Consider the following 24688-nt stretch of genomic DNA (forward strand, 5'->3'; position numbering starts at 1 on the left):
GGGGCCGCGCCGGGCGGGGGGCCCCCCCCCCGCGGGGGGGGCGGGCCCCCCGCTCGACGTACAGGCAGGTCGCGGACCTACTCGTCGTCCTCGGCCTTCTTGGTGTTCTCGGCGGTCTCGGCGTTCTCGGAGCCGTCGCCGGGCTTCTCGTCGGCGTCGCCGACCGCGGACTCCAGGCCCAGCTGCTCCACGAGCCACTTGTCGAACTCGATCGCCGCCCGCACCCAGCTCACCGTCGAGGAGACGAAGAGCTCGATGTTCACGCCGGCGCCGATCAGCAGCTGCGCCTCGCCGATGAGGCGGACGGTGCCGTCGTCGTGGGTGTGGGTGTAGACCTTGGGCCACAGGGTGCGGCGGTTCCAGTCGTCGATCGACTCGAGCAGCTGCGCCTTGTCGTCGATCCCGTGGGGCCGGTCGTAGAACGTCCGCACCGAGTAGACCGCCTGGTCACCCTCGCCGCGGAACATGAAGTACGTACGGAACTCCTCCCACGGCGCCGCGAGGTCACCCTCGTCGTCGACGACGTACTTCAGCTCCATCTGGTCGAGGAGCTGCTTCACGAGGTCCTGATCCGGGACGACGGGGCCCGCCGGTCCACCCTGGGGCTGCGGCTCTGGCTGGCCCCCGAAGTTCGGAATCGAGGACGGGTCGATGCTCACCGTGATTTTCCCTTCGTACGGATTCCGCCATCCTCCCCCATGCGGGGAGGGGGGTGGCAAGCCCAGCAGGGGTCTGTCAGCCCTGGGCTGACATGATCCGGCCTGTTGCACCAAGGCGCGGTAACAGGCGGAGGGGAATCGCATGGCGAACGAGCGAAGCGATACGGGCGAGCGACCCGAGCCGGTCGTGCGGCCGCAGCCGGCGGGCCGGACCAGGTGGGGCATGGTGGCGGCGATCCTGGCACTGCCGGTGTTACTGGTGGTCGGCCTACTGGTGCTGGTCGGTGTCTGGGTGCTGACCGACGACGAGGAACCCGATGGGGCCAGGATCAAGAAGGTGCCCTGTGCCGAGGCGCTGGCGTTCGGCGGGGCCGAGCTGCCGTCGGGTGCGCAGGACGCCGAGTGCACGGTGCAGTCCTGGATGGACACGAACTACCAGGCCGACTTCCGCATGCCGCGTGCGGACGTGAGCGCCTGGCTGACGGACGCCTATCCCGAGGCGCCCGAACCGGGCGGCCCGGGCACCCAGGCCTGTGTCCACGGCTCGGACTACTGCTTCCAGCTCGACGTCACCGAGCACCCCGGGGCGGACGCCTACTACGTCAACGTGAACGTGGCGTACGAGAACGCCGAGACCGCGCGGGTGCGGTACTCGGCGTTCACGACGTGACGTGAGCGGGGTCCGGGGGCGCTACAGCGCCTTGCGGGCCGCCGGACCCACGATCAGGCCCTCGCCCTCGCCGAAGGTGTCCACCCGGACCGTGTCGCCGTCCTTGACCTCGCCCGCCAGGATCTCCTTGGCGAGCCGGTCGCCGATGGCCGTCTGGACCAGGCGGCGCAGCGGGCGGGCGCCGTACGCCGGATCGTTGCCCTCGTCGGCGAGCCAGGCCAGGGCCGCGTCGGTGACCTCCAGGGTGAGGCGGCGCTCGGCAAGCCGCTTGGCCAGGCGGTCGATCTGGAGGCGGGCGATCCGCTCCAGTTCCTCCTTGTTCAGCGCCGAGAAGACGACCAGGTCGTCGAGCCGGTTGAGGAACTCCGGCTTGAACGAGGCCCTCACCACCTCCAGGACCTGCTCCTTCTTCTCCGCCTCGGTGGACACCGGGTCGACCAGGTACTGACTGCCCAGGTTCGACGTCAGCACCAGGATGGTGTTGCGGAAGTCGACCGTGCGGCCCTGGCCGTCGGTCAGCCGGCCGTCGTCCAGCACCTGGAGCAGGACGTCGAAGACCTCCGGGTGCGCCTTCTCCACCTCGTCGAGCAGGACCACGCTGTACGGGCGCCTGCGCACCGCCTCCGTGAGCTGGCCGCCCTCCTCGTAGCCGACGTAGCCGGGAGGGGCGCCGACCAGGCGGGCGACGCTGTGCTTCTCGCCGTACTCCGACATGTCGATGCGGATCATCGCCCGCTCGTCGTCGAAGAGGAAGTCGGCGAGGGCCTTCGCCAGCTCGGTCTTGCCGACGCCGGTCGGGCCGAGGAACAGGAAGGAGCCGGTGGGGCGGTCGGGGTCGGCGATGCCCGCGCGGGAGCGCCGTACGGCGTCGGAGACCGCCTGGACCGCCTCCGCCTGGCCGATGAGGCGGCGGCCCAGCTCCTCCTCCATGCGCAGCAGCTTCTGGGTCTCGCCCTCCAGGAGGCGGCCCGCGGGGATGCCGGTCCAGGCGGCGACGACGTCGGCGATGTCGTCCGAGCCGACCTCCTCCTTGACCATGGTGTCCTGCGCGGCCTCCTCCTCGGCCTCGGTCGCGGCCTCCAGGTCGCGCTCCAGGGTCGGGATCTCGCCGTACAGCAGCTTGCTGGCGGTGTCGAAGTCGCCGTCACGCTGGGCGCGTTCGGCCTGGCCGCGCAGTTCGTCGAGCTTCTCCTTCAGCGCGCCGACCCGGTTGAGGGACTGCTTCTCCTTCTCCCAGCGGGCGTCGAGCAGGCGCAGTTCCTCCTCCTTGTCGGCGAGGTCGCGCCGCAGCTTCTCCAGCCGCTCGCGGGAGGCGGCGTCCGTCTCCTTGCTGAGCGCCAGCTCCTCCATCTTCAGCCGGTCCACGGACCGCTGGAGCTCGTCGATCTCGACCGGGGAGGAGTCGATCTCCATCCGGAGGCGGGAGGCCGCCTCGTCGACCAGGTCGATGGCCTTGTCGGGGAGGAAGCGGGAGGTGATGTACCGGTCGGAGAGGGTCGCGGCGGCGACCAGGGCCGCGTCCGCGATCTGCACCTTGTGGTGGGCCTCGTAGCGACCCTTGAGACCGCGCAGGATCGCGATGGTGTCCTCGACCGTGGGTTCCGCCACCAGCACCTGCTGGAAGCGGCGCTCCAGCGCCGGGTCCTTCTCGATCCGCTCCCGGTACTCGTCGAGCGTCGTTGCGCCGACCATGCGCAGTTCACCGCGCGCGAGCATCGGCTTGAGCATGTTGCCGGCGTCCATGGCGGAGTCGCCGCCGGCGCCCGCGCCGACGACGGTGTGCAGCTCGTCGATGAAGGTGATGATCTGGCCGTCGGAGTTCTTGATCTCGGCCAGGACGGTCTTCAGCCGCTCCTCGAACTCGCCGCGGTACTTGGCGCCCGCGACCATCGCGCCGAGGTCGAGCGCGACGAGCCGCTTGTTCCTGAGGGACTCGGGCACGTCGCCCTTGACGATCCGCTGCGCCAGGCCCTCGACGACGGCGGTCTTGCCGACGCCCGGCTCGCCGATCAGCACGGGGTTGTTCTTCGTACGCCGGGAGAGGACCTGCACGACGCGCCGGATCTCCTGGTCCCGTCCGATGACGGGGTCGAGCTTGCCCTCGCGGGCGGCGGCGGTGAAGTCCGTGCCGAACTTCTCCAGGGCCTTGTACTGCCCCTCGGGGTCGGCGCTGGTCACCCGTCGTCCGCCACGCGCCTTGCGGAAGGCCTCCTGGAGCTTGTTCGCGGTCGCTCCCTGCCGGCTGAGCACCTCGGCGGCCTGCCCGCCCTTGGCGGCGATGCCGATGAGCAGGTGCTCGGTCGACAGGTACTCGTCACCGAGGTCACGGGCCCGGCTCTGCGCGTCGGCGATGACGGCGAGCAGCTCGCGGTTGGGCTGCGGGGGCGCGACGGTGGACCCGGTCACGCTGGGCAGCGCGCCGATCACCCTCTCGGCCCCGGACCGCACGGCGGCCTGGTCGGCGTCGACGGCGGCCAGAAGATCGACGATGTTGTCGTTCTCCTGCCCCTGGAGCAGAGCCAGGAGCAGGTGGGCGGGGATGAGGTCGGCGTGTCCCTGGGACACGGCGGTGTTGCTGGCCGCGTTGATCGCGTCCCGGCTCCGGTTGGTCAGCTCGGCGTCCACGTTCGCTGTCTCCTCCTTGCGTCAGCGCTCTCCCGTACTGACTGTGTCAGCGTACACAAAGTTGAGTCTATTCCACTCAAGGTGTGCGCCGGGAGTCCGGGACGGGTTAGGTTCCGGACCATGGCCGCATACCCCCAGGACCCGGGCGCCCCGGAAGCGCCGTATCTCGCCTTCTGGCGGGAACGGCATCTGTGCACACTGACCACACCACGCCCGGACGGCAGTCCGCACGTGGTTCCGGTCGGAGTGACGTACGACCCCGAGGCCGGGCTCGCCCGGGTCATCGCGCACGGGGGCAGCACGAAGGTGCGCAACGTCCTCGCGGCGGGCCCCGAGGGCGCCCGGGTGGCGGTGTGCCAGGTGGACGGCGGGCGCTGGGCCACCCTGGAGGGCAGGGCGCGGGTGCACCGGGAGCCCGACCGGGTCGCGGAGGCGGAGCGCCGGTACGCGCAGCGCTACGGGCGCACACCGAGCCCGAACCCCGCGCGCGTGGTGATCGAGATCGAGCTGACCCGGGCCATGGGACGTGGCTGACGCGGCCGACGCGGCCGACGTGGGTGACATGGGTGACATGGGGTGACCAGATCCGTCCCCGGCGTTTTTCGGCCAAGGCTCAAGCAGGCGCATGTGCGGAAATGTCGCCGCAAACTGCAGCGGCGTCACCGTGTTCAGGTCACGGTGACGCCGCTGCGGGGGGAAGCACCTGAGCGATCTGTTACGACGGGGGAATCGCGTCAGGCACTGCGGGGGGTGGCTGAGATGGTCTTCAGGGGCGGAGCCTCGGGCTCCACCAGCCTGTGGTCCCGCTGGTCCAGGTTCACGAAGATCATTCCGTATCGAATGGCGCACCGCACGGGCTGCGGCGCCCCCCGGGGCTTGCGCAGGCACCGGTAGGCCCGTACGTCCTCGTCCTCGTCGCGCGTCACGACCACCGGCTCACCGAACACGGTCACCATCAACGAGTCACCGCTGTGGGGGATGGCGGTGACCAGGTCGATGAAGTGCCAGCCGGAGCGGTAGGCGGTGGCCATTTCGCGGCGGAAGGAGCGGTCGTCGGGTGGAGTGGTCATGACTCGGCGACCCACGTGCTGTCGCTGGGCGCGACCCATGTGCTGTCACCCGGCACCGCCGCCGTGATCACCCATGTGCTGTCGCGTGGCGCGACCCACGTACTGTCCGCGGGCGCCGCGACGGTCTCGGTACCCGTGCTCCAGGTACTGTCGCGCGCCGTGTCACCCGTCGTTCCCGCAAGGCCGCTCAGCGCGCCGAAGGCCAAGGCGGCGGAGAAGGCGGCGGCAAGCGCCGAGCGAAGCATTCTCTTATGCATAGTCGGCTTCGTCCTCATTTGAAGGTCACCTCTCCCCCGTCCACTACGACGATGGCCCATTCGGGCACGTCATGGCCACACAATCGATGCATCATGTTCCTGCACGTTCAGGACCCTGGGGGGTGGAGATTTGACGAAAAATCAGACAAAGCAGACACATCCTCATGCGTCGACTGAGCTGTGCGAGGAAGGTCGCCGTCTCTATGGGAACGCTCTTCGGACGGGCCGCATAGCCCGTGCGGATGTGGAGCCTGCTCCGTGTTTGATGGAGTTCGCCCTGCTTCATGCGGACCCCGACGACGCGAACTGGCTACGTCCGGTGCCCCCGTCGATCGCCCTGTCCCAACTGCTCAACCCGATCGAACGCGAGATCACCCGGCGCAGACGGCTGTCGGTCGAACTCGCCGACGCTTTCGAGCCGTTCATGACCCTCAGCGCCCAGCCGACGCCGACCACACACTCGATCACGGTGCTGGAGGGCATCGACCGGATCAACGCGGCACTCGATCTGGCCACGTCCCAGTGCCAGACCGAGATGCTCACCGTCCAGCCGAGCCGCCGGCGCCTCGAGCACACCCTCGTCCAGGGACTCGAGCGCGACAGACCGCTGATCGACCGCGGCTGCCGTATCCGGACCCTCTACCAGCACACGGCCCGGTACAGCCCCGAGACGCTCGGCTACGTCTCCCGGTTCACCGACGGCAAGGTGGAGTACCGCACCATCGACGAACTCGTGGAGCGGCTGATCATCTGCGACGAGACCGTCGCCTTCATCCCTACCCGGGACGACGGACAGGTCGCCCTCGAACTTCGTCACCCGGGGCTCGTGCGCTACCTGATCAAGGTCTTCGAGTTCATGTGGGGCCGCGCGGTGCCGCTGGCCACCGGCGCCCCCTACGAGACCGCGCCCGACGGCATCACGGACATCCAGCACTCCATCGCCAAGCTCCTCGTCGAGGGGCATGTCGACGAGGCCATAGCCCGCCGACTGGGCATGAACGTACGGACCTGTCGGGCCCACATCGCCAAACTCGCCACCGCGCTGGGCAGTGGCAGCCGCGCCCAGCTCGGATTCCTCATAGCCCAGTCGGGGCTCCTCAAACAGGAACCCTGACAGCCGCCCGGACAGCCGCCCCCGAATGCCGCCCCCCACCGGCCCGGAACCATCGAACAGGAGAAGGAAACGCAGTGAAGGCGCCGCCGCACCCCCACCACGGCGTGGAGAACCTGTGCGCCGCGGGCACGACCCTCTACGAGCAGGCCCTGCGCGTCGGGCGCGTCAAGGCCGAGGAGGCCGAGGCGGCGGCCCCCTGTCTGCTGTCCTTCGGCCTGCTGCATCCGGTCGTGGACGACCCGGACCTGCTCGAACCCGTGTCCCCGGCCCTCGCCCTGCACCGGCTGCTGCGCGCCTCGGGCACCCGCATCGCCGACGAACGGCGCCGCGAGGAACGACTGGCGACCCTGTTCGAACCCCTGATGCGGATCACCGGCAGCCGCACCGCCGGCCCGGATCCCGCCTCCCTGCGTCTGCTCAGCGGCACGGAACGCATCAACGGGGCAATCACCGAGGCGACGGACGAGGCGACGGACGAGTTGCTCTGCGTCCAGCCCAACGTCCACTACAGCGGGCCGCGCGCCGAGACGGCCCAGACCGTCGCCATGGCCCGCGACCAGGCCCTGCTCGACCGGGGCTGCCGAATCCGCACCCTCTACCAGCACACCCAGCGCCACCAGCCCTACGTCCTGGCCCGCTACGAGCAGCTCCGGGGCGACGTGGAGGCCCGCACCCTCGACGAGGTCACCGACCGTCTCATCGTCATCGACGGCACGGTCGCCTTCATCCCCGCGGGCGAGGACGGCCGGCTGGCCCTGGAGGTCCGCCACCCGGCCCTCCTGACGTACTTCACCGTCACCTTCGACCGCCTGTGGCGGCTGGCCACCCCCATGTACCCGCAGGCGGTCCGCCGCCCCTCCTTCAACGGCGTCACCCCCCGGCAGCAGGCCATCGCCGCCCTCCTCGTCGAAGGGCACACCGACGCCGTCATCGCCGACCGCCTCGGCATGAACATCCGCACCGCGCGCGTCCACATCGCCAAACTCGCCACCACCCTCGGCAGCGAGAGCCGCGCCCAACTCGGCTACCTCATAGGGCAGTCGGGGATCCTTGACCGGGAACAGAGCCGGACCCGGGCGCAGGGGCAGGAGCCGGAACCGGGCCGGGATCAGCCACCGGCGCCGGAAGACTGACCGGCGGCGGATCCGCCTCCCCGGACGGCCGGTCGAGGCCGACCTGCGCGATCCGCACCCCCAACTGGGTCCGGCTGGCCGCGCCCAGGGTCTCCGAGAGACGCGCGATGTGGGCCCGGCAGGTGCGGACGCTGATGCCCAGGCGCTCGGCGATCACCGCGTCCTGGTGGCCCTCCGCCAGCAGCGCGGCGATGGACTGCTCGCGGTGGGAGATGCCCTCGATACGGGTCTCGGGCAGCGGCGCGGTGAGCGGGATCGCCAGCCGCCAGAGCCGCTCGAAGACCGTCACCAGGTAGGAGACGAGAGCCGGGTGGCGCAGCTCCAGGGCCATCGTCCGGTCGCTGTTCGCCGGGATGAAGGCGACCGTGCGGTCGAACAGGATCAGCCGGTCGATGACCTCGTCCAGGGTGCGGGCCTCGACCGCGTCGCCCATCAGCTCCAGATAGGTGAGCAGGCCCTGGCCGTGCCGGGCCACGTGGTTGTAGATGTCCCGCATGCGCACGCCCCGGCCGCGCAGCTCCAGCGCCCGGTGCAGGCCCTCCGACAGCTCGTGCTCCCGCCGGATGCCGCCGGGCTGCACGGTGAGCACCTCGGCCGTACACGCCTCGGTCGCCGCGTCCAGGGCTGCCTGGATGCGGGAGGCGCCGTCCAGGACACGGATCGCCGCGCCCTCACCGGCCGCCGCGCCCCGGCCCGGCCCGCCGAGGCCCGCGTACCACTCGAAGGCGGCGACCGCCGAGCCCATCCGCCGACGGCTCGCGCTCACCTCGTCGTACAGGCCGCGCAGCAGCCGGGTCATGACCTCCTGCGGGGAGGTCGGCACCAGCCAGTCCATGTCGTCGGGGTCGGGGTGCAGCAGGGCGAGTTCCAGGAGGCACGGGACCGGCTCGGCGTCGGTCCGCGTCACCCGGCCGCGCCGTACGGCCCGGGAATACACCCGATCCCCGGCCTCGCACAGTCGGTCGGCACCATGTGGATGCTGCTCCGTCCCGTGCCCGGTCATCGCCCATCCCACCCCCGCCGTACGCCTCTTCCGGAGCGCAACTATGCGCGGCCCGGACCGGCTCCGCAACACGGCTCCTTCGGCCGACGCCAGGGAAAACCGCCCATCTGTTCCCGTTTCTCCCCGCCTCCTCCCGTCGCACTGCAACAAGCTGACGGTGGTGCAGGGGGTACCTGACGGTGCATCGTTGATCCCGCTTGCCCCCGGGTGCTCCCCACTCGGGGGAGAGCGCGGCCGACCCGGCCGGACCACGGGGGAGTCCGGCCGGGCGACAGGCCGACCCCGCGCGCGCGGGCTCCCGCAGGGGATTCCACCTGCGCGAGGGGACCGCGGACCCGCGGGTCCTCGTCCTCACCCGGGGCCCGGCAATGCCGCCCACTTCGAACACGACGTGCCGACACGGCTGACGGGCGTGCGGCGGACCTCACTGTCACGGCGTACAGCCTGGTGCAGACGGCTCCTTGGGACGCGCTGCCACCGACCCGACTGGCCGGAAATCGCCGCCCGCACAGCCGGCTCCCGGCGGCCTCGGCGGGGCGGCGCCGAGCGGGCCGGCGATCGGCCCGCCGGACGGGCGCGCGCGGTTCAGATGAGCCTGAGGGCCTGGCAGGCGGCCTTGAACTTGGCGGTGCAGATGTCGGAGACCTTGTAGATGCCGTCGGCGATGACGGTCGTCTTGATGTTGTCCTTCGTCAGCGCGACCACGGGCACCAGTTTGGCCGGGATGTTCTTGTTGGTCGGGCTGTCGACCTTGTCGCGGGTCAGGGCGTCGAACTGGAGGTCGCGGCCCTGGACCTTGGCGACGGCCGCCTCGGCGGCGGCCTCGGCCTCGCCGGGGTACGGCTTGTAGACGCTCATGAACTGCTCGCCGCTGATGATGCGCTGCACTGCCGCCAGCTCCGCGTCCTGCCCGGTGATCGGGGGCAGGTCGGCGTCGGTGACACCCGCGGCCTTCAGGGCCTTGATGATGCCGCCGGCCATGGCGTCGTTGGCGGAGTAGACGCCGGCGATGTTGGCCACGCCGAGCGCGTCGATCGCCTTCGTCATGCTGGCCTGGGCGACGTCCGGGCTCCACTTGTCGGTGTCGTACGACTTCGCCACGGTGACCCGGCCGTTGAGCTCGCTGAGCGCGCCCGCCTTGAACTGCCCGGCGTTCGGGTCGGTGGGCGAGCCGTTCATCATGACGATCTTGTCGCTGGGTTCGACGTTGGTGATGGCCTCCACGAGGGTGCGGCCCTGCACCTCGCCGACGAGCTCGTTGTCGAAGGAGACGTACCCGTCGATCGGCCCCTGGGCCAGGCGGTCGTAGGCGATGACGGGGATCTTCGCGTCCTTGGCCTTCTGCACCAGGGTCGCGATCTCCTTCGAGTCGACGGCGTCCAGCAGGATGACGTCGACCTTGTCGTCGATCATCTTCTGCATCTGGGTGTTCTGGGTCCTGGCTTCCCCGTCGGCGTTCGCGTACTCGGTCGTGCCCTTGTTCTGGGTGAGCTCGGCGACCTTCTTCTTGATGATGGGGTAGTCGAAGTCCGCGTACCGGGTGTTGGTCTCCTCCGGCATCAGCACGCCCACCGTGAGTTCGTCGCTCCGGGTCGGTGTCGCACTGCTGCTGTTCTCCGAGGCCCCCAGCACCCCGCACCCGGCGAGTGAGAGGGACATCGTGGAGGCGACCACAGCTATGGCGATACGACGCATTCGGGGGCTCACTTCAGGTGCGTTTAGGTGCGATCCGGACATGGGTGCGGCATGTTGGACCCAGGTGTCTGAAAAAGACAACGCGGCGGCGGCCACCGGCGTCAAGCTGAACTACTTAACGAAGTAGCAACATCACCCTCCGCTTAGCGAGTGAAGACACATGGAGACGACGCGGAGGGATAGCGAAGAACCGGCGCGGACCCGGCGGGGGACCGAAGGGGAACAGGGGCACGACGACGTCGCGCTCACCCCGCCCGGCGGCGCGATGCGACGGTGGACGGCACCGCGTCGCAGTCGGTGCGCGACGCTCCGGCCATCGGCCCCTGACCAGCGGAATTACCGCTTCCGGCGCTGTTGCGAAGTGGTGACGAACCGGCGATTGATCAAATATGAGAACCGGGTGAAGATGAGTGCACCGCGAGCCGCCGGGGGGACAGGCAGAACCGGCGGTAACGCGCCTCTCACCTTTCGCGGCTCTCTCGTCGCGCAGCTCTCTCAGAACTCTCGCTCAGCGCTCCCGGCATTCTCGGCCGGCCCGACTCGCTCGGCCGGCTCAACTCTTCCGTCTTCGTAGACCCTTGTTGATTCCTTGGGGGGATTCATCATGTCCGCTCGTTCCGTCGCCGCCCGCCGCATGCGTACCGTGGCCGCGACCGCCGTCGTCACCGCTGTCGCCGGCGCCGCCTTCGTCCCGGCCACCGCCGTCGCCGCCGACAAGGCGGGCGGGCACGCGCTGAAGATGTCGCTCGGCGCGCCCACCCCCGACGGTCCGCTCAAGCGCGGCGGGGCGACGGAGTCGATGATCCTCACGGTCACCAACTCCTCCGACAAGGCGCAGGACTTCTCCGCCTGGCTGCCGGGCGAGCCCGACGGTCCGAGCCCGGTGCTGAAGGACTCCATCGTCTTCGACGTGACCGCGATCGACGCGCCCGCGACCAAGTCCGCCATCGGCCACCAGGACGGCTTCTTCCAGGGCGAGTTCTACCCGGCCTCCGGCAAGGCCTTCTCCGCCTTCTCCATCCCGGCGAAGACCGAGTTCACCTGGAAGGTCACCGTCGGACTCGGCGCCTCCTACCCCACCAACGACGGTGACTTCACCCTCACCGCCGGCCGGCTGGTCGGCGACATCGACGACGACCCGGCCCGCAACACGGTCCACTTCAAGGCCGACCCGCAGATCAAGCCCGGCAAGCTCGACCTGACCTGGGCGAAGAACACCGACGTCGTCGCCCGCCCGGGGCAGCGTGCCTCCCTCACGCTCAGCACCAAGGCCGACGGTCCCGGTGAGTTCCCCGCCGAGCTGCACCGCACCGTCTCCGCGCAGGACTTCCGCGACGGCGCCGGTCACCCCGACTTCGTCCTGGAGGCGAAGATCGGCGGCGAGATCGTCAAGCTGAAGGAGACCAACGACAGCATGTGGGAACTGCCCACGCTGCCCAAGGGCTTCGGCGCGGCCTCCGGCACCGCGAGCATCGACCTCTACCTCTCGCTGGGTGAGCACAGCGACATCAAGAAGGACACGGCCGTACCGCTGGAGGCGCTGATCTCCATGGACGACTCCGGATACTTCAAGTCGAGCACCACCAAGGTGACGGCCGGGCCGGCCGAGGCTTCGGGCTCGCCGTCGGCGACCCCGTCGGGGTCCGCGTCGCCCTCGCCCTCCACCTCCGCCCCGGCGACCCCGTCGGCGTCCGCGTCCAGCTCCGCGGCCACCACCACGGGCGGCACCGCCACGGGCGGCACCGCCACGGGCGGCACCACCGGCGGCACCACGAGCGCGACCGGTTCGCTCGCCAACACCGGTTCGGGCGGCGTCCTCTACGGCGCCCTGGCAGCCGTCCTGCTGGCCGTCGGCGGTGCGGCGGCGTGGTTCGGCACGCGTCGCCGGCGGACGGTGGGCATCTGATCCCCCACCCCCTGAGCGGTGGAACGACGAGGGGCCCGCAGGCATCAGCCTCCGGGCCCCTCTTCGGTGTCGAGGTACGGACGGAGTCGAGGTACGGACGGAGTCGAGGTACGGACGGAGTCGGGCTACGGCCGTCAGCGCGCCCCGGGGTCGTACTTCTTCAGTGAGGCCTGGACCTCGGCGGCGTACGCGCCCTCCCACCACGGGACCGTCTCCACCAGCACCGGCTTGGTGCCGGAGGCGAGGACGAGGGCCCGGCCGGGCGGCATCGCGCCGAGGTCGGAGACATGCAGGACGCGTTCCCGGCGCGTGGACTCGCTGATCGCGCGGTTGCCGGACCAGCCGCCGAACTCCGACTCACGGCTGGTCTGGTACTCACGCAGCTCGAACTCGCCGGCCAGCTCGCTCAGGTCGCCGAGGAAGCGGGTGTCGGAGACGCCACCGCCGTAGACCCGGACGTTCGCGGCGGACCACAGTTTCTCCATGCCGCGCTCGCCCCACACCTCGATGCCCTGCGCCCAGGACTGGAGGATCGTCATCAGGATGATGCCGCGCGAGCCGTAGTGCGAGTACAGGTCGGGCAGCGTCCGCCAGCGGCACACGTTGGCCGCCTCGTCGAGGACACCGACGAGGGGCAACGGGAGGCGGCCGCCGCGCTGGGTGGTGGCGTACTCCTCGGCGGCCTCGACGACGGCCACGGTGAGCGCGGTGACGAGCGGCCCGGCGGAGTCGCGCCCCTCCCGGCTCAGGGAGTACAGGGTGCCGGCCCCGCGGACGAACGCGTGCGGGTCGAACTCCCCCGCGTACTCGTCGGCGGGCGGCGTGACCCAGCGGTTGACCTCGGGATTGACCAGGCAGGACGCCATCTGCTGGGCGACGCCGTAGATTCCGCTGCGCTGCTTGTCGGGGGCGTTGATCACGCCGGCCAGCCCGTCCGCGGACATGGCGTGCCCGGCGCCGCGCAGGATCCGCTCCGGGGCGTCGTCCCTGGGGTTGGACAGCCAGGTGTAGATCTGGGTGATCGGCGCCTTGGCGCAGGCGGCGGCGAGCAGCAGGTTGGCGAGCAGGTCCTGTCCCGCCGGGTCGAAGAAGGCGTCGGTGGAGGCGTTGGCGTCACGCGAGCCACTGGCGAAGTGGTCGGCCATCTTGCGGGCCTTGGCGACGTCGGTGACGTACGACAGCGGGTTCCACCACCAGCTCGGCTCCTCCTGCGCGACCTGCTGCGGGTCGAACACCCACACCGGCCCGCGCGCGGTCCGCGGACCCCGGGTCGCGTCCACGATGTCGCGCTTGTTGGAGGTGACGAGGACGGCGCCGGGCCCGTCGAGGATGGCGGGGATGGCCCGCCGGGTCGTCTTACCGGTCCGGGGGCCCCAGATGTCGACGTGCATGTCCTCGTACGACCCGTACAGCGGCTGGCGCCCCCTGACGGACCGGCCGATGAACACGCCGGGCGTGCGCGACTGCACGCCGAGGCGCTCGGCGGTGGCGGCCGCGCCCTTCATGGTCAGCTTGCCGAGCTCCTCGCCCTTCGCGAGGTGCTGGGCGGCGCCGTCCACCTTGGGCTTGTTCCTGAACCGCTCCCGCACCCGGTAGGCGGCCAGGCCGAGGATCCCGGCCACCACCGCCTCCCCGGCCGCGACGGCGCTGGCCGCGGAACCCGGCCAGCTGTAGTCGCCCTTGAGCACCTCGACGAGGAACGTCAGCGGGTTGGCGGCCGGCGCGGGCGCGTCGGAGTACCCGGCCCCGATCTTCGCCGCCAGCCAGGCACCGGCCCCCACGAGGAGCACGACAGCGACCGCGATGACGATCTCGAAGGTCCAGTCGTCCTCGGCGCGGGGCTTCTTCTGCTGTTCTGCGGTCACCCGCGGGTCCGTCCTTTCTGGACTTCGGAAAGTGTCTGGGGGGCTCGGTCGAGGGTCCGGTCAGGACTTCGTCGCCGCGAAGGTTAAGAGGGCGGTGCCGAGCGGGCAGCCGTCGCCCGTGAACTCCATCGGCATGTCGGCGTCCTCGGGGAGCGTGCCGAGCAGTGTCCCGGTCCCCCCTCTCCATGGTCGCGTCCTCCTGACCGAGCTCGGCGTACAGGGCACCGCGGGTCACGGCACGCGGCCGGATGTCCTCGTCGCCGGCGTCCTGTGGTTCGCCCGGGCAGAGCGCCGGTCGGGCCGCGGAGGCCGACGTGCCGGGTCCGGCCCGGCCGGCCGCCTGCGCCTGCGCCTTCGCGTCCGCGTCCGCGCCTGCCGCAGCGTCACCGCTTCGGCAGCAGGTGACGAGTTCCGGAGACAGGACGGTCCCGGCGACGACCGGCCTCAGGTGCCGCGAGGTCGCCACCGGCTCAGGCGCCCTTCGCCTTGCCCGTGCCGTCGCCCTCGACCGGGTTCGTGCCCTGGGGGATCGGGACGCGGTAGACGCCGGTGATCTGGTCCTGGTAGTCCCACTTGCTGAACTCGACCGACTTGCCCGGACGCGGAGCATGGATGATCTTGTGGCCCTTGGAGTCCCAGACCAGGCCCACGTGCCCCGAGTGATTGCCCTCCGGCCGGAAGAAGATGACGTCGCCGGGCTGGGCCTCGGACAGCGGCACCTCGTACTTCTTGAGGTAGGGCTCCTGTGTGTAGGTCGTCGTACCGATGTCGATCTTCCCGCCGCTGGCCATGTAGTACGCCCACTGCGTGAAGCTGGAGCAGTCGAAGCTGGTGGGGTTCTCGCCCTGGAGCCGCGGGGCACCGAACACGTACGGGACGCCGATGCCGCGCTGGGCCCAGCCGAGGACCGCGCGGATCACCGGGTCGTCGGAGTCGGGGATGACGCCGGAGGCACCGGCGCCGTCCGGGGCGACGGCCGCGCTGCCGTTCTCCTGCGCGCAGGCGGCGTACTGGGCGTCCTTGCCCTGGTCCTGGCCCTCGTCGGTGGATCCCGGAACGGTGCCGTAGTCCGGGCTGGCGGTGATCCGGCCCTTCATCCACTCCTGCGGGTCGACCATGCCCGGGCCCGCGTCCTGACCGGCGACGAACGGGTTGTCCACCCCCGGCATGCGGACCTCCCAGTGCAGATGGGGTCCGGTGACGTTGCCGGTCGCGCCGACGGTGCCGATCTGCTGGCCGCGCTTCACGGTCTGTCCGACGGACACCTTGATCGACGTCTGGTGGGCGTAGAGCGTGATCACACCGTCCGCGTGCTGGATCTCCGTCTCGTTGCCGTACGAGCCGCCGGGACCGGCGTGGACGACCTTGCCGTCGGCCGGTGCGTAGATCGGGGTGCCGGAGGTGGCCACGAGGTCGAGGCCGGTGTGGTAGCCGAGGCTCCACATGCTGCCGTTCTCGTGGTACTTGGTGCCGAGGGTGTAGGTGCCCTCCTTCAGGGGCCACTGCCAGCCGGCGCCGCCCGTGGGCTGCTTGGCGGCGGGGAACGCCACGGTGGTGACACCCGTCGAGTCGAGGGTGCTCGTGCCGTACGCGGCCGGTGCCATGGCCGTGGTGGTCTTCGCCCCGTCGCTCCCGTCCAGTGCCGGGGTGGACCACGAGCGGGGCGATGTGGCGGCGATGCTGAGCGCGTTGCCGGGCTCGGCGTTGTTGCCGACCGGCTCCGGGATGTCCGACTGCTGCCCGAGAGTGGGGAAGTCGGGGTTCTTCTCGACGGTCGCCTTCAGATGGGCGTACCAGCGCTTGATCAGGTCCTGATCACCCGTGAGCACCCCGTGGTAGCGGGTGGCCTGGGTGATGACGACACGCGGGTAGATCGTGTTGGACGCCGTCGAACCGGAGTAGGTCTGCAGTGCCTTGAAGGGAGCGGTCTCGGCCTTCTTGGCGTGCAGGAAGTTGGCGGCGGCCCAGGCCGCGTCGTCGATGTTGTAGAGGTCCTTCTTGCCGTCGCCGTTGCCGTCGGCGCCGTAGTCGGTCCAGGCGGGGGTGCCGAACTGCAGGATGCCCATGTAGCCGAGGGAGTTCTTGCCCCCGGGCGCGGCCGACTTGTCCTGGCCGTACTTGGTCTCCTGGTACATCTGTCCGGCGATGAGCCCCCAGTCGAGGCCGTCGTAGCGGGCGGCGGCGCGCATCGCGGCGAGGATCATCTTCGGCGGTATCTCGTTGCGCGCGGTCTCGCTGGGCATGTACATCTTGCCTGCCGGCAGGATCGGATTGGTGGCCGCGGCGTCACCGGTGTTGCCGGCGCTCGCGTTGTCGGCGTAGTCGCCGCAGGCGGCCGCGACGGCGCCGTTGCCGGTCCCGCCGATCATGCCCATGAGGACGACGATCGCCAGGGACATGCCGCCGAAGGTCAGCAGCCCCCCGCTGCCACCGAGGACGAGCCAGAGCTTGAGGTTGCTCTTGCCCTTGCCCTTGCCGTCGTCCCGGCCACCTCCCCCGGACGCGGCCTGACGGGCCTTCTTGGCGGTCTTGGCGACCTTCGCGGCCTTCTGCGCGGCCGCGAGTACGGCGGGTGCCACCATGTCGGCTCATTCCCCCGATTCGTCGGAGGCGCCCACGTCGCCGAGACCGAAGATGTCGAAGCCGGAGACGACCCACTGGCCGCTCTCCTCCTTGACGGTCACCAGCCACTTGTTGGACTCCGTGGCGGTGCCGCCGTTCGCGGTCCGCGCGGCGGTCACGCTCACGACGCTGGAGATCGAACGGCCACTGTCACGCACCAGATCATCCGAGATCATCGCGTCCCGCTCGACGGTCGCCGTTCCCTTCGAGGAGCACCGGTCGGCCTCGCACTGGGCCCACTCCTTGCCGGTGGGCAGGGTGGTGGCCTGCTCCATCTGCGTTTCACCGGTGGTCAGTCCCAGCAGCGGGCCGCTCCAGGCCGCCGGCTTGCTGGTGTGGTCGTACGTGCTGAGGCCGGCCATGTACTTCGTCATGACCTCGTGCGCCTTGGCCACCTCGGTGAGCGCGACGATGGGGGTGGCGCCCCCGCTCGGCTCCTGTGTGCCGTCGGCTCCGGTGTCCCCGTTCGCGGCGTCCTGCCCTTCGGACGGCGCGGAAGGGGTCGCCGAACCGCTGTCGCCGCTCTCCTCGTCCCCGTCGAAGACGGTGAACACCGTGAGCACGGCGATCAGAAGAACACCGAGCACCGCCAGGGCCAGCAGCCCCGAGCGCTTGCCCTCCGCAGGCAGATCCACGTTCCCGCGCCTCCCTTGTGCTGAGCCGGTACGGCGGGTGACCGGGACACGGTAGGTGGAGGCGGGCGAGGGGGGCTGCGAGGATTCCCGGCGAGGAAAGGGGGCCGCTCACTCGGGAAAGTCGAGCGGGAATTCGGGAGAGGACGACGGTGCAGGAACTCGCCCCGGTCGCGCTCCGCCAAAGGCCGCGGTCACTCCGTCGGAGCCCACTTCACCGCGGTGCCGTAGGCGACGTAGTAGCCGTTGGCGTGCTGGTAGGGCGCGGGGTACGCGCAGATGCTGACGCCCAGGACACCGTCGGCGCCGAGCGACTCCGCGTGTGCCTGCATGCTCAACACCGCCTCCATCGCGCTGTACCTCTCCTGCCCGACGGCAAGGCCCAGAGCGGTGTGCGGGTGGGGCGGCGCGTCGAGCGTCGTCATGTAGAGGAGGTCGTCGGCTTCGTAGGCCGCCTGCACCTTCTGCAGGCGCTGCTCTCGCTCCTTCTTCTCCGAACGGTTCACGGCGTCATCCTCCCCCGCCCGCTGACGGCGATCACTCCGGCCGCGGGTCGACCGGCAGCGGGTCGAACGGGTAGGCCGTGTGCCCTTCCTTTGGCGAACAGGCCGCGAACGGACCCGAGTCGGCGTCCATCAGGACCCGCAGATGCGGGTCCGCGTGGTGCAGCCACCACGTCGACATGCCGAGCGCCGGGTCCTGGCGCAGATGCTCCCAGGCCAGCCAGAGCGCGGACAGACGGGCGCCGGCCTCGGGGTGCTCCCACCACTTCGGGCACCAGGTGGCCGACGAGCCGTTGACACGGCGGCGGATCACCTGGGCGAGGTAGTCGGCGACGAAGAGGAAGACGTCCGCGAAGTAGAACTCCGGTTCCCCGGCTGCGGGTTCGGTATCAGTCATCATTCGACTCCTGCGGTGAACTGCTCGACATGGGTCCCCTTCGGTCGTTCTCGGTCAGGAGATCACTCGATCTGTCAGCGCTCTCAGGTCAGGAAGATACCGAGGAGCAGCAGCCCGACGACCACGGCGCCCATCACGATGCGCGCCGTCGGGTCCTCGCGTTCCCACAGGTCGTGGACGACGGCCCAGCCGGTCATCCGCGCGGCACGGCCGCCCTGGAGGCGCGCGCCCAGGTGCGGCTGCTCCCCACCGTCGTCCTCGTCGTCGGACGGCGACGGCTGGGAATCGTCGTCGATCCCGACCGGCAGGCCCTGTTGCTCCTGGGCCACCAGGACCATCTGCTCGAGGAGTTCGGGAATCGTGTTCGGTGTGAGCGGATAGGCGAAGGTTCCGTACGGCGTCTCCACGCACAGGCGGGCCTGCCACGGGTTGCCGGGCTCGTAGCCGTCGACCCAGGCGTGGTCGCTCTGGAAGACCTGCGAGGCCTGGGGAACCTGGAGGGGCGGTGGCGCCTGGCCTCCCGTCGGCGCCTGCTGGGGCACGCCCAGGAGGCGGGGGTCGGGCTGCTGCGGATGCCCGCTGTGGTCGCTCAACTCTCGTCCTTCGCCGGGTCCGTCGGGTCCAAGGGTGGTGCCGGGTACATCGGTACGTCGGGCAGACCACCTGCCCCGCGCATTGTGGGCCGAGGGCAGCCGGTGCGACGACCCACCTTCCCGACATGTCCCTGCCAGTTTTCCCGACATCTTTCCCGATGAGCACCGGCCGGGAATTCCTCCTCTCCCGACGAGGAAAGCGACACCGGTCCCGTGGCAGGTCTTTGTCACACTGCCGGGGCACCTGGCTGGGGCCAGGGCCCGTCGTGCGGTGCGGTCGTGACGCGCTCAGGCGGACGGGAATCCGACTCGCTGGAGTATCCGACTCGATGACAGACCACAACAGCCCTGCTGGCGCGGTCGGCGGAGGCGAGCCTTCCGGGCAGCCCGGGTCCTTCGGTCCTCCCCAGCAGCCGCAGCAGCAGGCGTGGCAGGGACAAGGGCAGCAGGCCCCCGTCCCGCAGCAGCCGCAGCCCACCGCCCCGCAGGCTTCCCAGCCCCAGCCCCAGCAACTCCCCTCCGACGCGGCCCGCGCGCAGGTCGCCGCCGCCTGGGTGCGCAACACGCCCCGGGCCGGCCAGGCCGCCGTACCGTCGCTGCCGCCGCGTGAGGCGCCTTCCCAGGGCGAGTCGAAGAAGGAGAAGCGCGAGCGGGAGCGCGCGGCACGCAAGGCGGCGTACGAGCAGAAGAAGACGGAGAAGGAACAGCGCAAGAGGGGCGGTGCTGCGACGGCCGCCGCGCCCCACGCCGCCCCTCCCACCGCCCGGGCCGTCCCGCACCCCGCCCAGGCGGCCACCGCGCCCGCGCACCGGGCCCCCGCCGCCGGCGCCCCGACGGTCTCGCCCGGGCCCACGGCGGGCGTCTCCGCCACGGCGGCCCGGACCACCGTCCCGGCCGAGGCCGCCCCGAAGCCCCGCCCCCAACGCGACTTCGTCGTCCCGAAGCCCGGTGGCCGTGTCTCCACCGGTGGCCGCCGCACGCACGTCGCGCTCCGCGCCACCCTGCTGATCACCACCTGTGTTTTCGCGCTGGGTTCGTGCGGTGTGATGGGGCTGGTGGTCGGGAAGTCGTCCGGGCCCAAGACCGCCGGGTTGGACACCGCCGACGTCACCAAGTACCGCCTCACCGAATTCCCGACGCAACAGGCGGCGACCTTCGCGGAGCAGTACGCCCTGCTGTGCATGACGTTCTCCCCGGAGACCGCGTCCGCCCGCCGCGTGAACCTCGCCCGCTACGCCTCCGCCGGCGTCGACGCCGAATGCGGCTGGAGCGGCGAGGGAACCTCCACCGCCGTCTCCGCCGCCTGGGACGGAACCGCCGAGACGCTTGCCGAGTACGGCGACCACGGCCGCTACATCGGGGTCCAGGTCCGTACCGACGACGGCACCCTCACCACGCTCACCGTCCCCGTCTACGTGAAGGACCTCACGACGGGCGAGGGCATGCGCGTCGCCGGCGACGTCGGCCAGATGCCGCTGCCCGCCCGCGCGGACGTGCCGGAGATCGACCAGGACAACGAGGTCGCGGACGACGCTCTGGGGCAGCAGCTCCAGCAGCAGGTGCTGCCGGGCTACTTCACGGCCTGGGGCGCCTCCGACGCCACCGCGATGACCCGCTTCACCACCACCGACGCCTCGCAGTCGGCCACGTCGGGCCTGTCCGGCCGGCTGACGACTCCGACGATCAACGACGTCGTCGCGCTCGTCCCGAAGAGCCTGCAGAAGACCGACCCCTACACGTACCCCGTCGGGCAGCCCGTCGAGGTTCGCGTGGTCGTCGACTGGGGCGACCCGAAGGGCGAGACGGTGCGCCGCGCCTACCGGATGACCGTGGTGAACACGGCCCAGGGCTGGTTCATCAAGGACATCCGCGGCGGTGTGCTCGACTCACAGGGCGGACGGGCCGACAACGACGCGGGCGCCGCCACAGGCACCGCTTCCCCCTCACCCGGCCCTTCGACGTCCGCCTCCGCATCCGGCCCCGCCTCCGCACCCGCGACCACTCCGTAGTCCGAGAGCCGCAGCCCGGCGGTTCCCGTCCGGGCCCGTACCGCCCTCCCCCTGCCACCGTCCTACTGCTCGACCACTTGAGAGGAAACACCGTGTACTTGGCCGCCACCACCATGGAGGACATGTTCGGAGAGATCGAGACGATCCTCCGCAACGCCGGCACGATGGTCGCCGTCATCGCCCTCCTGATCCTCGGCATCCGCATGCTCCTGTCGATGAAGCGCGGCGACGGCATGCGCGAGGCATTCCAGGGCTTCGGCATGATCGCGCTCGCCGCCCTCATCATCGGCGGCGCCACCGGCCTCGCCGGTCTGCTCATCGACCTCGGCGGCCAGATCGGCGGCGGCAACGGCTGACGGACCCGTCGCCGGATGGATCGTCAGTAGCCGTCCCTAACAGGGGAGTTCGCAGTCATGAGCCAGGAGGCACCGGAGCCGCTGGTCGCGTACGACCACACCGACCTGGTCAACCGCCCCAAGCGGATCTGGAACTGGGGCAACATCCCGCTGCCGGGCCTGCTGCTGCCCGCGCTGGGCGCAGCCTTCGGCTTCGGGCTGATCTGGCTCATCGCACTGTTCACGATGTCGGCCTTCCTGCCCTTCCTGGGAATGTCGATGTGGACGTCGATCCTCTACTTCGGGCCGCCGTTCGCCGTCTACTTCGTCTGGGGACGGCCGCTGCCCTCGGCGCTCACGCTGAGCCAGCAGATCGTGGTGTGGACCGACTGGTGGTTCCAGCCCAAGCGCCTCCAGGGGCTCGCCGCCGACCAGGAACCTGAGGAGCTGCACTGGCAGGTCATCCTCTTCACTCCCGGTTCGCCCCGCTGGCAGTCCCGCTACGAAGCCGCGCGCCGGGCCGCCTCCGAGCGCGGCAGCGCCTTCTCCACCTACCGCTGACCCCCTACACGTCAACTACCCCAGGGTGACTCCTCCATGTTCATGTTGATCCTTTTGGGCGGGGCGGCCGCCTTCTTCGTGGTCGCCATGATCATGGCCGCCTCGTCGAGCAAGAAGAACGGCCAGGGCGGCTCGAGGCAGTCGTCCTCCTCCCGCTCCAAGCCGTCCGGCTCGTCGGCCGCCGCCCGTCGTGAGGACCTCCGCCTCCCCTACCGCTACGCCGACGACATGATCTTCGTGCACGGCGACTCGGTGTGGACGGGCATGGTCCTGCCCAACGCCATCGACGAGTACCTGAACGCCGGCGAGCTCCAGGCGATGGCAGAGGGCCCGGCCCGCGGTCTGCTGAACCTGGCCCGCGGCGACCGCAACGTCGAGTGCCACTACCGCAAGGTCTACCAGCCGATCACCGCCATGACCTGGGCGGAGGAGCTGAACGCGATCGCCTGGGAGCCCACCGAGAACTACAAGGCGTACAACCTGCGCAAGGCCGAGTACCAGGAGCGCATCGGTGCCAAGCGCGAGCGCAACATCCTGCTGGTGAAGCTCGGTTCGCTGAAGCGCACCAACGGCGGCAGCGGTGTCGTCGCCCAGGACGACGAGCCGTACGACGAACCCGGCCTCCTCCAGGGCGTCCGCGGCGCCGCCGACCAGGCCGCCGCCACCGCGACCGGTGTCACGGACGAGTATCTCTCGCCACACGTCCTCGCCGAGTGGACGCAGGTCGCCATCGAGGTCCACGAGAGCCTGGAGGGCCTCAAGGGCACCCCGCTCAGCCGCGAGGAACTCGTCTGGCTGATCCGCAAGCCACTCCACGGCGACCTGCCGGTCCCGCCGGAGCCCGTGCTCGGGTCGCGCGCCTGGGGACCGAACCAGTTCGACCTGGTCGTCGACTTCTCCGGCGAGAACCGCAAGACGCACATCGTGCTGAACCAGTACGACGAGGTCACCGGCGAGCAGCAGACCAGCTACACCACCACCCTCGTCGCCGCCAACTGGCCGGCCGAGACCCGCTTCCGCCAGTCGACCGCGTGGGCGCGTTACGCCGCCCAGCACGTGGATTTCCCGGTCGAGATCGACATGCGGTTCACGCTCATCCCGTACCTGAAGTTCAAGGATCGCGCCGACAAGATCCGCGGCAACCTCGTGGACGAGATGAACGACATGGCCAACTCCGGCCGCAGCCCCGACACCAAGCTGGGCAGTCAGGTCACCCGCGCCCAGGAGCTCGTCGACGACATCGACGAGCACAAGATGCCGGGCATGGAGGCGCAGATCCGCTTCACGATCTCGGCGCACGACGTGAAGGAGCTGGAGCGCCGGCGCCGCGTGCTGGAGATGCAGTTCAAGCAGGACCTGAAGGTCACGCTGCTGCGTCCGACGCGGCAGCAGTGGCGTCTGCTCCAGTCCCAACTTCCGGGAGATGCTCCCAAGTTGCCGATCGCGCCTTACCTCCGTCTCCAGGAAGTGGAACAGCTGGGTGCCGGACTGCCCACCGCGGGAACGGAGTTGGGCGACAACCCCGAGCACCGTTCCGGCAAGCGCCTCGGCTGGGTCGGCAACCTGGTCGGCTGGGCGGGCAAGATGCCGGTCCACTACTCGCTGCACGTCGGCCCGGCCCGCAACGACGGCGGTGGCCTGGCCATCGTCGGCGCGTCCGGCGGTGGCAAGTCCTCGCTGGCCCTACAGAAGTTCTACGAGGAGTCGGAGTCGGGCGTCCGCTGCCTGGTCATCGACCCGAAGACCGACTTCGCCCAGCTCTGCTACTACCTGGGCTTCGGCGCCCAGGTGAACGACCCGGACTTCGCGGGCGACGCGGAGGCGGGCCTCCTCGGCACTCCGGCCAGCAAGTTCCAGCCGGTGAACCCCGATTTCTGGGCGGAGACGGAAGTCGTCGACCTCCTCAAAGGCCAGGCCGGCGTCCTGGACCCGTGGGTCATCGCCCGCGACGTCCCGGCGGGCCGCCTGCTCGCGGAGACCATGCTCCGGGGCTTCCTCGGCGACGAGGACTACCAGCGTGTACGCCTTCCCGTCATCGAAGGCATGGCGACCGTCATCGGCCGCTACAACTCCGCGATCCGCCAGGCCGTCGAGCAGGGCCTGTCGGCCCGCGACGCCGAAGTGGCCGTCCCCCGACCGACGTTGTGGCAGGTCGTGGACGAGGTCGTCGCGGCGTACGACCAAGCGGTGGCCAGCGGCGACCGGGAAGCGATCAAGGACCTGAAGCTCGCGCAGATGCTCCTGACCGAGCTGCGCACGCTCCCCTACGCCCGTCTCTCCTTCGCGGAGCGCCCGCAGACCCTGTCCAGCATGCGCAAGCGCCGCACGGTCATCACCCTGCGCGGTTTCCAGTCCCCCGCCGCCTCCGACCCGCGCAGCTGGAACCCGGCGGAACGCCTCGCGGCAACGGCCCTGATGGCGGTCGTGGAGCTGGGCAGCCAGATGCTCGACGTCGGCTACGAGAAGAACCCGGTGACCGGCGAGATCGGCCTGCGCCCCAAGGCGCTCTTCGTCGACGAGGCGTACGTCGTCACGGCGACCGAGTCCGGTCGCGACCTGATGCGCCGCGCGCTGAAGCAGGGCCGCTCCTACCTGGCGGTCACCGTCCTGATCACCCAGCAGGCCATCGACCTGGTCCAGATCGAGGACTCCGAGGCCCGCAGCGGCGGCGCCAACCAGATCCACACGGTCTTCGCCTTCAAGCAGAAGTCGGCGCAGGAGGCGTCCCTGGTGGCCCCGCTCCTGGGCCGCCCGGAGAACGACCCGAAGGTCATCGCGGCCCTCCAGGAACTCCGCACGGGTGTCTGTCTCCAGCGCGACGTCGACAAGCGCGTCGGCACGGTCGCCGTCGACCTGGTCTTCAAGGAGATCCTCGCCGCCACGGACACCAACGGCACCACCCGACCGGCCCGGCAGGGCGTCAACCCGCCCCTGAGCGTCTGGGACTGGACGTTCCTCCAGGAGGCGGAGGAGGACCCGGCGACGGTCCAGGAGACGGAACGGGCCCGCGCGGCCCAGGCCGTGTGACCCCACCCCCCC

At 70.4% G+C, this 24688-nt stretch carries 21 protein-coding genes; 10 read left to right on the forward strand and 11 right to left on the reverse strand.

The window, feature by feature from the left end; genetic code table 11:
• Positions 1–77 precede the first annotated feature (77 nt).
• Entirely contained in the window at positions 78–659 is a 582-nt protein-coding gene (locus ACFWBB_RS27640) for a YbjN domain-containing protein (RefSeq protein ID WP_385277695.1), read from the reverse strand.
• A gap of 142 nt (positions 660–801) precedes the next feature.
• Between ACFWBB_RS27640 and ACFWBB_RS27645 the strand changes: the two genes are divergently transcribed.
• Positions 802–1329, forward strand: coding sequence for a hypothetical protein (locus ACFWBB_RS27645; protein ID WP_385277697.1), 528 nt, complete (start codon positions 802–804; stop codon positions 1327–1329).
• 21 nt (positions 1330–1350) lie between these two features.
• Here ACFWBB_RS27645 and clpB read toward each other — a convergent pair whose 3' ends face one another.
• Positions 1351–3954 carry an ATP-dependent chaperone ClpB gene (gene clpB / locus ACFWBB_RS27650; RefSeq protein ID WP_385277699.1) on the reverse strand — a complete coding sequence of 868 codons (2604 nt, stop codon included), beginning with the start codon at positions 3952–3954 and terminating at the stop codon, positions 1351–1353.
• Positions 3955–4074: 120 nt separating this feature from the next.
• Between clpB and ACFWBB_RS27655 the strand changes: the two genes are divergently transcribed.
• Complete coding sequence (locus tag ACFWBB_RS27655) at positions 4075–4488, forward strand: pyridoxamine 5'-phosphate oxidase family protein (RefSeq protein WP_385277703.1); 414 nt, start codon at positions 4075–4077, stop codon at positions 4486–4488.
• A gap of 200 nt (positions 4489–4688) precedes the next feature.
• On the opposite strand, the gene ACFWBB_RS27660 is transcribed toward ACFWBB_RS27655, so the two are convergent.
• On the reverse strand, positions 4689–5024 hold the full coding sequence (locus tag ACFWBB_RS27660; RefSeq protein ID WP_069768324.1) for a hypothetical protein: 336 nt from the start codon (positions 5022–5024) through the stop codon (positions 4689–4691).
• A gap of 15 nt (positions 5025–5039) precedes the next feature.
• Between ACFWBB_RS27660 and ACFWBB_RS27665 the strand changes: the two genes are divergently transcribed.
• The 3 genes from ACFWBB_RS27665 to ACFWBB_RS27675 all read left to right on the forward strand — a co-directional run bounded on the left by ACFWBB_RS27665 (position 5040) and on the right by ACFWBB_RS27675 (position 7528).
• Complete coding sequence (locus ACFWBB_RS27665) at positions 5040–5303, forward strand: hypothetical protein (RefSeq protein ID WP_385277705.1); 264 nt, start codon at positions 5040–5042, stop codon at positions 5301–5303.
• A 243-nt stretch (positions 5304–5546) separates the two neighbouring features.
• Positions 5547–6395, forward strand: coding sequence for a helix-turn-helix transcriptional regulator (locus tag ACFWBB_RS27670; RefSeq protein ID WP_385277707.1), 849 nt, complete (start codon positions 5547–5549; stop codon positions 6393–6395).
• Between the two features lie 74 nt (positions 6396–6469).
• Positions 6470–7528 (forward strand): helix-turn-helix transcriptional regulator, encoded by a 1059-nt coding sequence (locus ACFWBB_RS27675; RefSeq protein ID WP_385277709.1) that lies wholly within the window; start codon positions 6470–6472, stop codon positions 7526–7528.
• Here ACFWBB_RS27675 and ACFWBB_RS27680 read toward each other — a convergent pair.
• Positions 7425–8531, reverse strand: a complete 1107-nt coding sequence (locus ACFWBB_RS27680) for a LuxR C-terminal-related transcriptional regulator (RefSeq protein ID WP_385277711.1) — start codon at positions 8529–8531, stop codon at positions 7425–7427. The genes ACFWBB_RS27675 and ACFWBB_RS27680 overlap by 104 nt on opposite strands.
• A 585-nt stretch (positions 8532–9116) precedes the next feature.
• Entirely contained in the window at positions 9117–10226 is a 1110-nt protein-coding gene (locus tag ACFWBB_RS27685; protein WP_385277713.1) for a sugar ABC transporter substrate-binding protein, read from the reverse strand.
• Positions 10227–10830: 604 nt separating this feature from the next.
• On the opposite strand from ACFWBB_RS27685, the gene ACFWBB_RS27690 reads away from it, so the two are divergent.
• Positions 10831–12132, forward strand: coding sequence for a hypothetical protein (locus tag ACFWBB_RS27690; RefSeq protein WP_385277715.1), 1302 nt, complete (start codon positions 10831–10833; stop codon positions 12130–12132).
• Positions 12133–12266: 134 nt separating this feature from the next.
• On the opposite strand, the gene ACFWBB_RS27695 is transcribed toward ACFWBB_RS27690, so the two are convergent.
• From ACFWBB_RS27695 to ACFWBB_RS27720, 6 genes are all read right to left on the reverse strand, one after another.
• Positions 12267–13997 (reverse strand): type IV secretory system conjugative DNA transfer family protein, encoded by a 1731-nt coding sequence (locus tag ACFWBB_RS27695; RefSeq protein ID WP_385277717.1) that lies wholly within the window; start codon positions 13995–13997, stop codon positions 12267–12269.
• A 470-nt stretch (positions 13998–14467) separates the two neighbouring features.
• On the reverse strand, positions 14468–16579 hold the full coding sequence (locus tag ACFWBB_RS27700; protein ID WP_385277719.1) for a peptidoglycan DD-metalloendopeptidase family protein: 2112 nt from the start codon (positions 16577–16579) through the stop codon (positions 14468–14470).
• 6 nt (positions 16580–16585) lie between these two features.
• Positions 16586–17254, reverse strand: a complete 669-nt coding sequence (locus ACFWBB_RS27705) for a hypothetical protein (protein WP_385277721.1) — start codon at positions 17252–17254, stop codon at positions 16586–16588.
• 191 nt (positions 17255–17445) lie between these two features.
• The gene (locus ACFWBB_RS27710) at positions 17446–17757 is read right to left on the reverse strand and encodes a heavy metal-binding domain-containing protein (protein ID WP_385277723.1); all 312 of its coding nucleotides are present in this window, start codon (positions 17755–17757) and stop codon (positions 17446–17448) included.
• Between the two features lie 31 nt (positions 17758–17788).
• Positions 17789–18151 carry a DUF4913 domain-containing protein gene (locus ACFWBB_RS27715; RefSeq protein WP_385277725.1) on the reverse strand — a complete coding sequence of 121 codons (363 nt, stop codon included), beginning with the start codon at positions 18149–18151 and terminating at the stop codon, positions 17789–17791.
• An 83-nt stretch (positions 18152–18234) separates the two neighbouring features.
• Positions 18235–18744 carry a hypothetical protein gene (locus ACFWBB_RS27720; protein WP_385277727.1) on the reverse strand — a complete coding sequence of 170 codons (510 nt, stop codon included), beginning with the start codon at positions 18742–18744 and terminating at the stop codon, positions 18235–18237.
• A gap of 329 nt (positions 18745–19073) precedes the next feature.
• Between ACFWBB_RS27720 and ACFWBB_RS27725 the strand changes: the two genes are divergently transcribed.
• The 4 genes from ACFWBB_RS27725 to ACFWBB_RS27740 all read left to right on the forward strand — a co-directional run bounded on the left by ACFWBB_RS27725 (position 19074) and on the right by ACFWBB_RS27740 (position 24676).
• Positions 19074–20753 carry a conjugal transfer protein gene (locus ACFWBB_RS27725; RefSeq protein ID WP_385277729.1) on the forward strand — a complete coding sequence of 560 codons (1680 nt, stop codon included), beginning with the start codon at positions 19074–19076 and terminating at the stop codon, positions 20751–20753.
• Between the two features lie 92 nt (positions 20754–20845).
• Positions 20846–21109, forward strand: a complete 264-nt coding sequence (locus ACFWBB_RS27730) for a hypothetical protein (protein ID WP_307164503.1) — start codon at positions 20846–20848, stop codon at positions 21107–21109.
• Between the two features lie 57 nt (positions 21110–21166).
• Complete coding sequence (locus ACFWBB_RS27735) at positions 21167–21649, forward strand: hypothetical protein (RefSeq protein WP_385277731.1); 483 nt, start codon at positions 21167–21169, stop codon at positions 21647–21649.
• 36 nt (positions 21650–21685) lie between these two features.
• Positions 21686–24676: an ATP-binding protein gene (locus ACFWBB_RS27740; RefSeq protein WP_385277733.1), complete on the forward strand. Its 2991-nt coding sequence runs from the start codon at positions 21686–21688 to the stop codon at positions 24674–24676.
• Positions 24677–24688: the final 12 nt, after the last annotated feature.

Origin of the sequence: Streptomyces sp. NPDC060000 (assembly GCF_042737375.1) — a bacterium.
GTDB lineage: Bacteria > Actinomycetota > Actinomycetes > Streptomycetales > Streptomycetaceae > Streptomyces.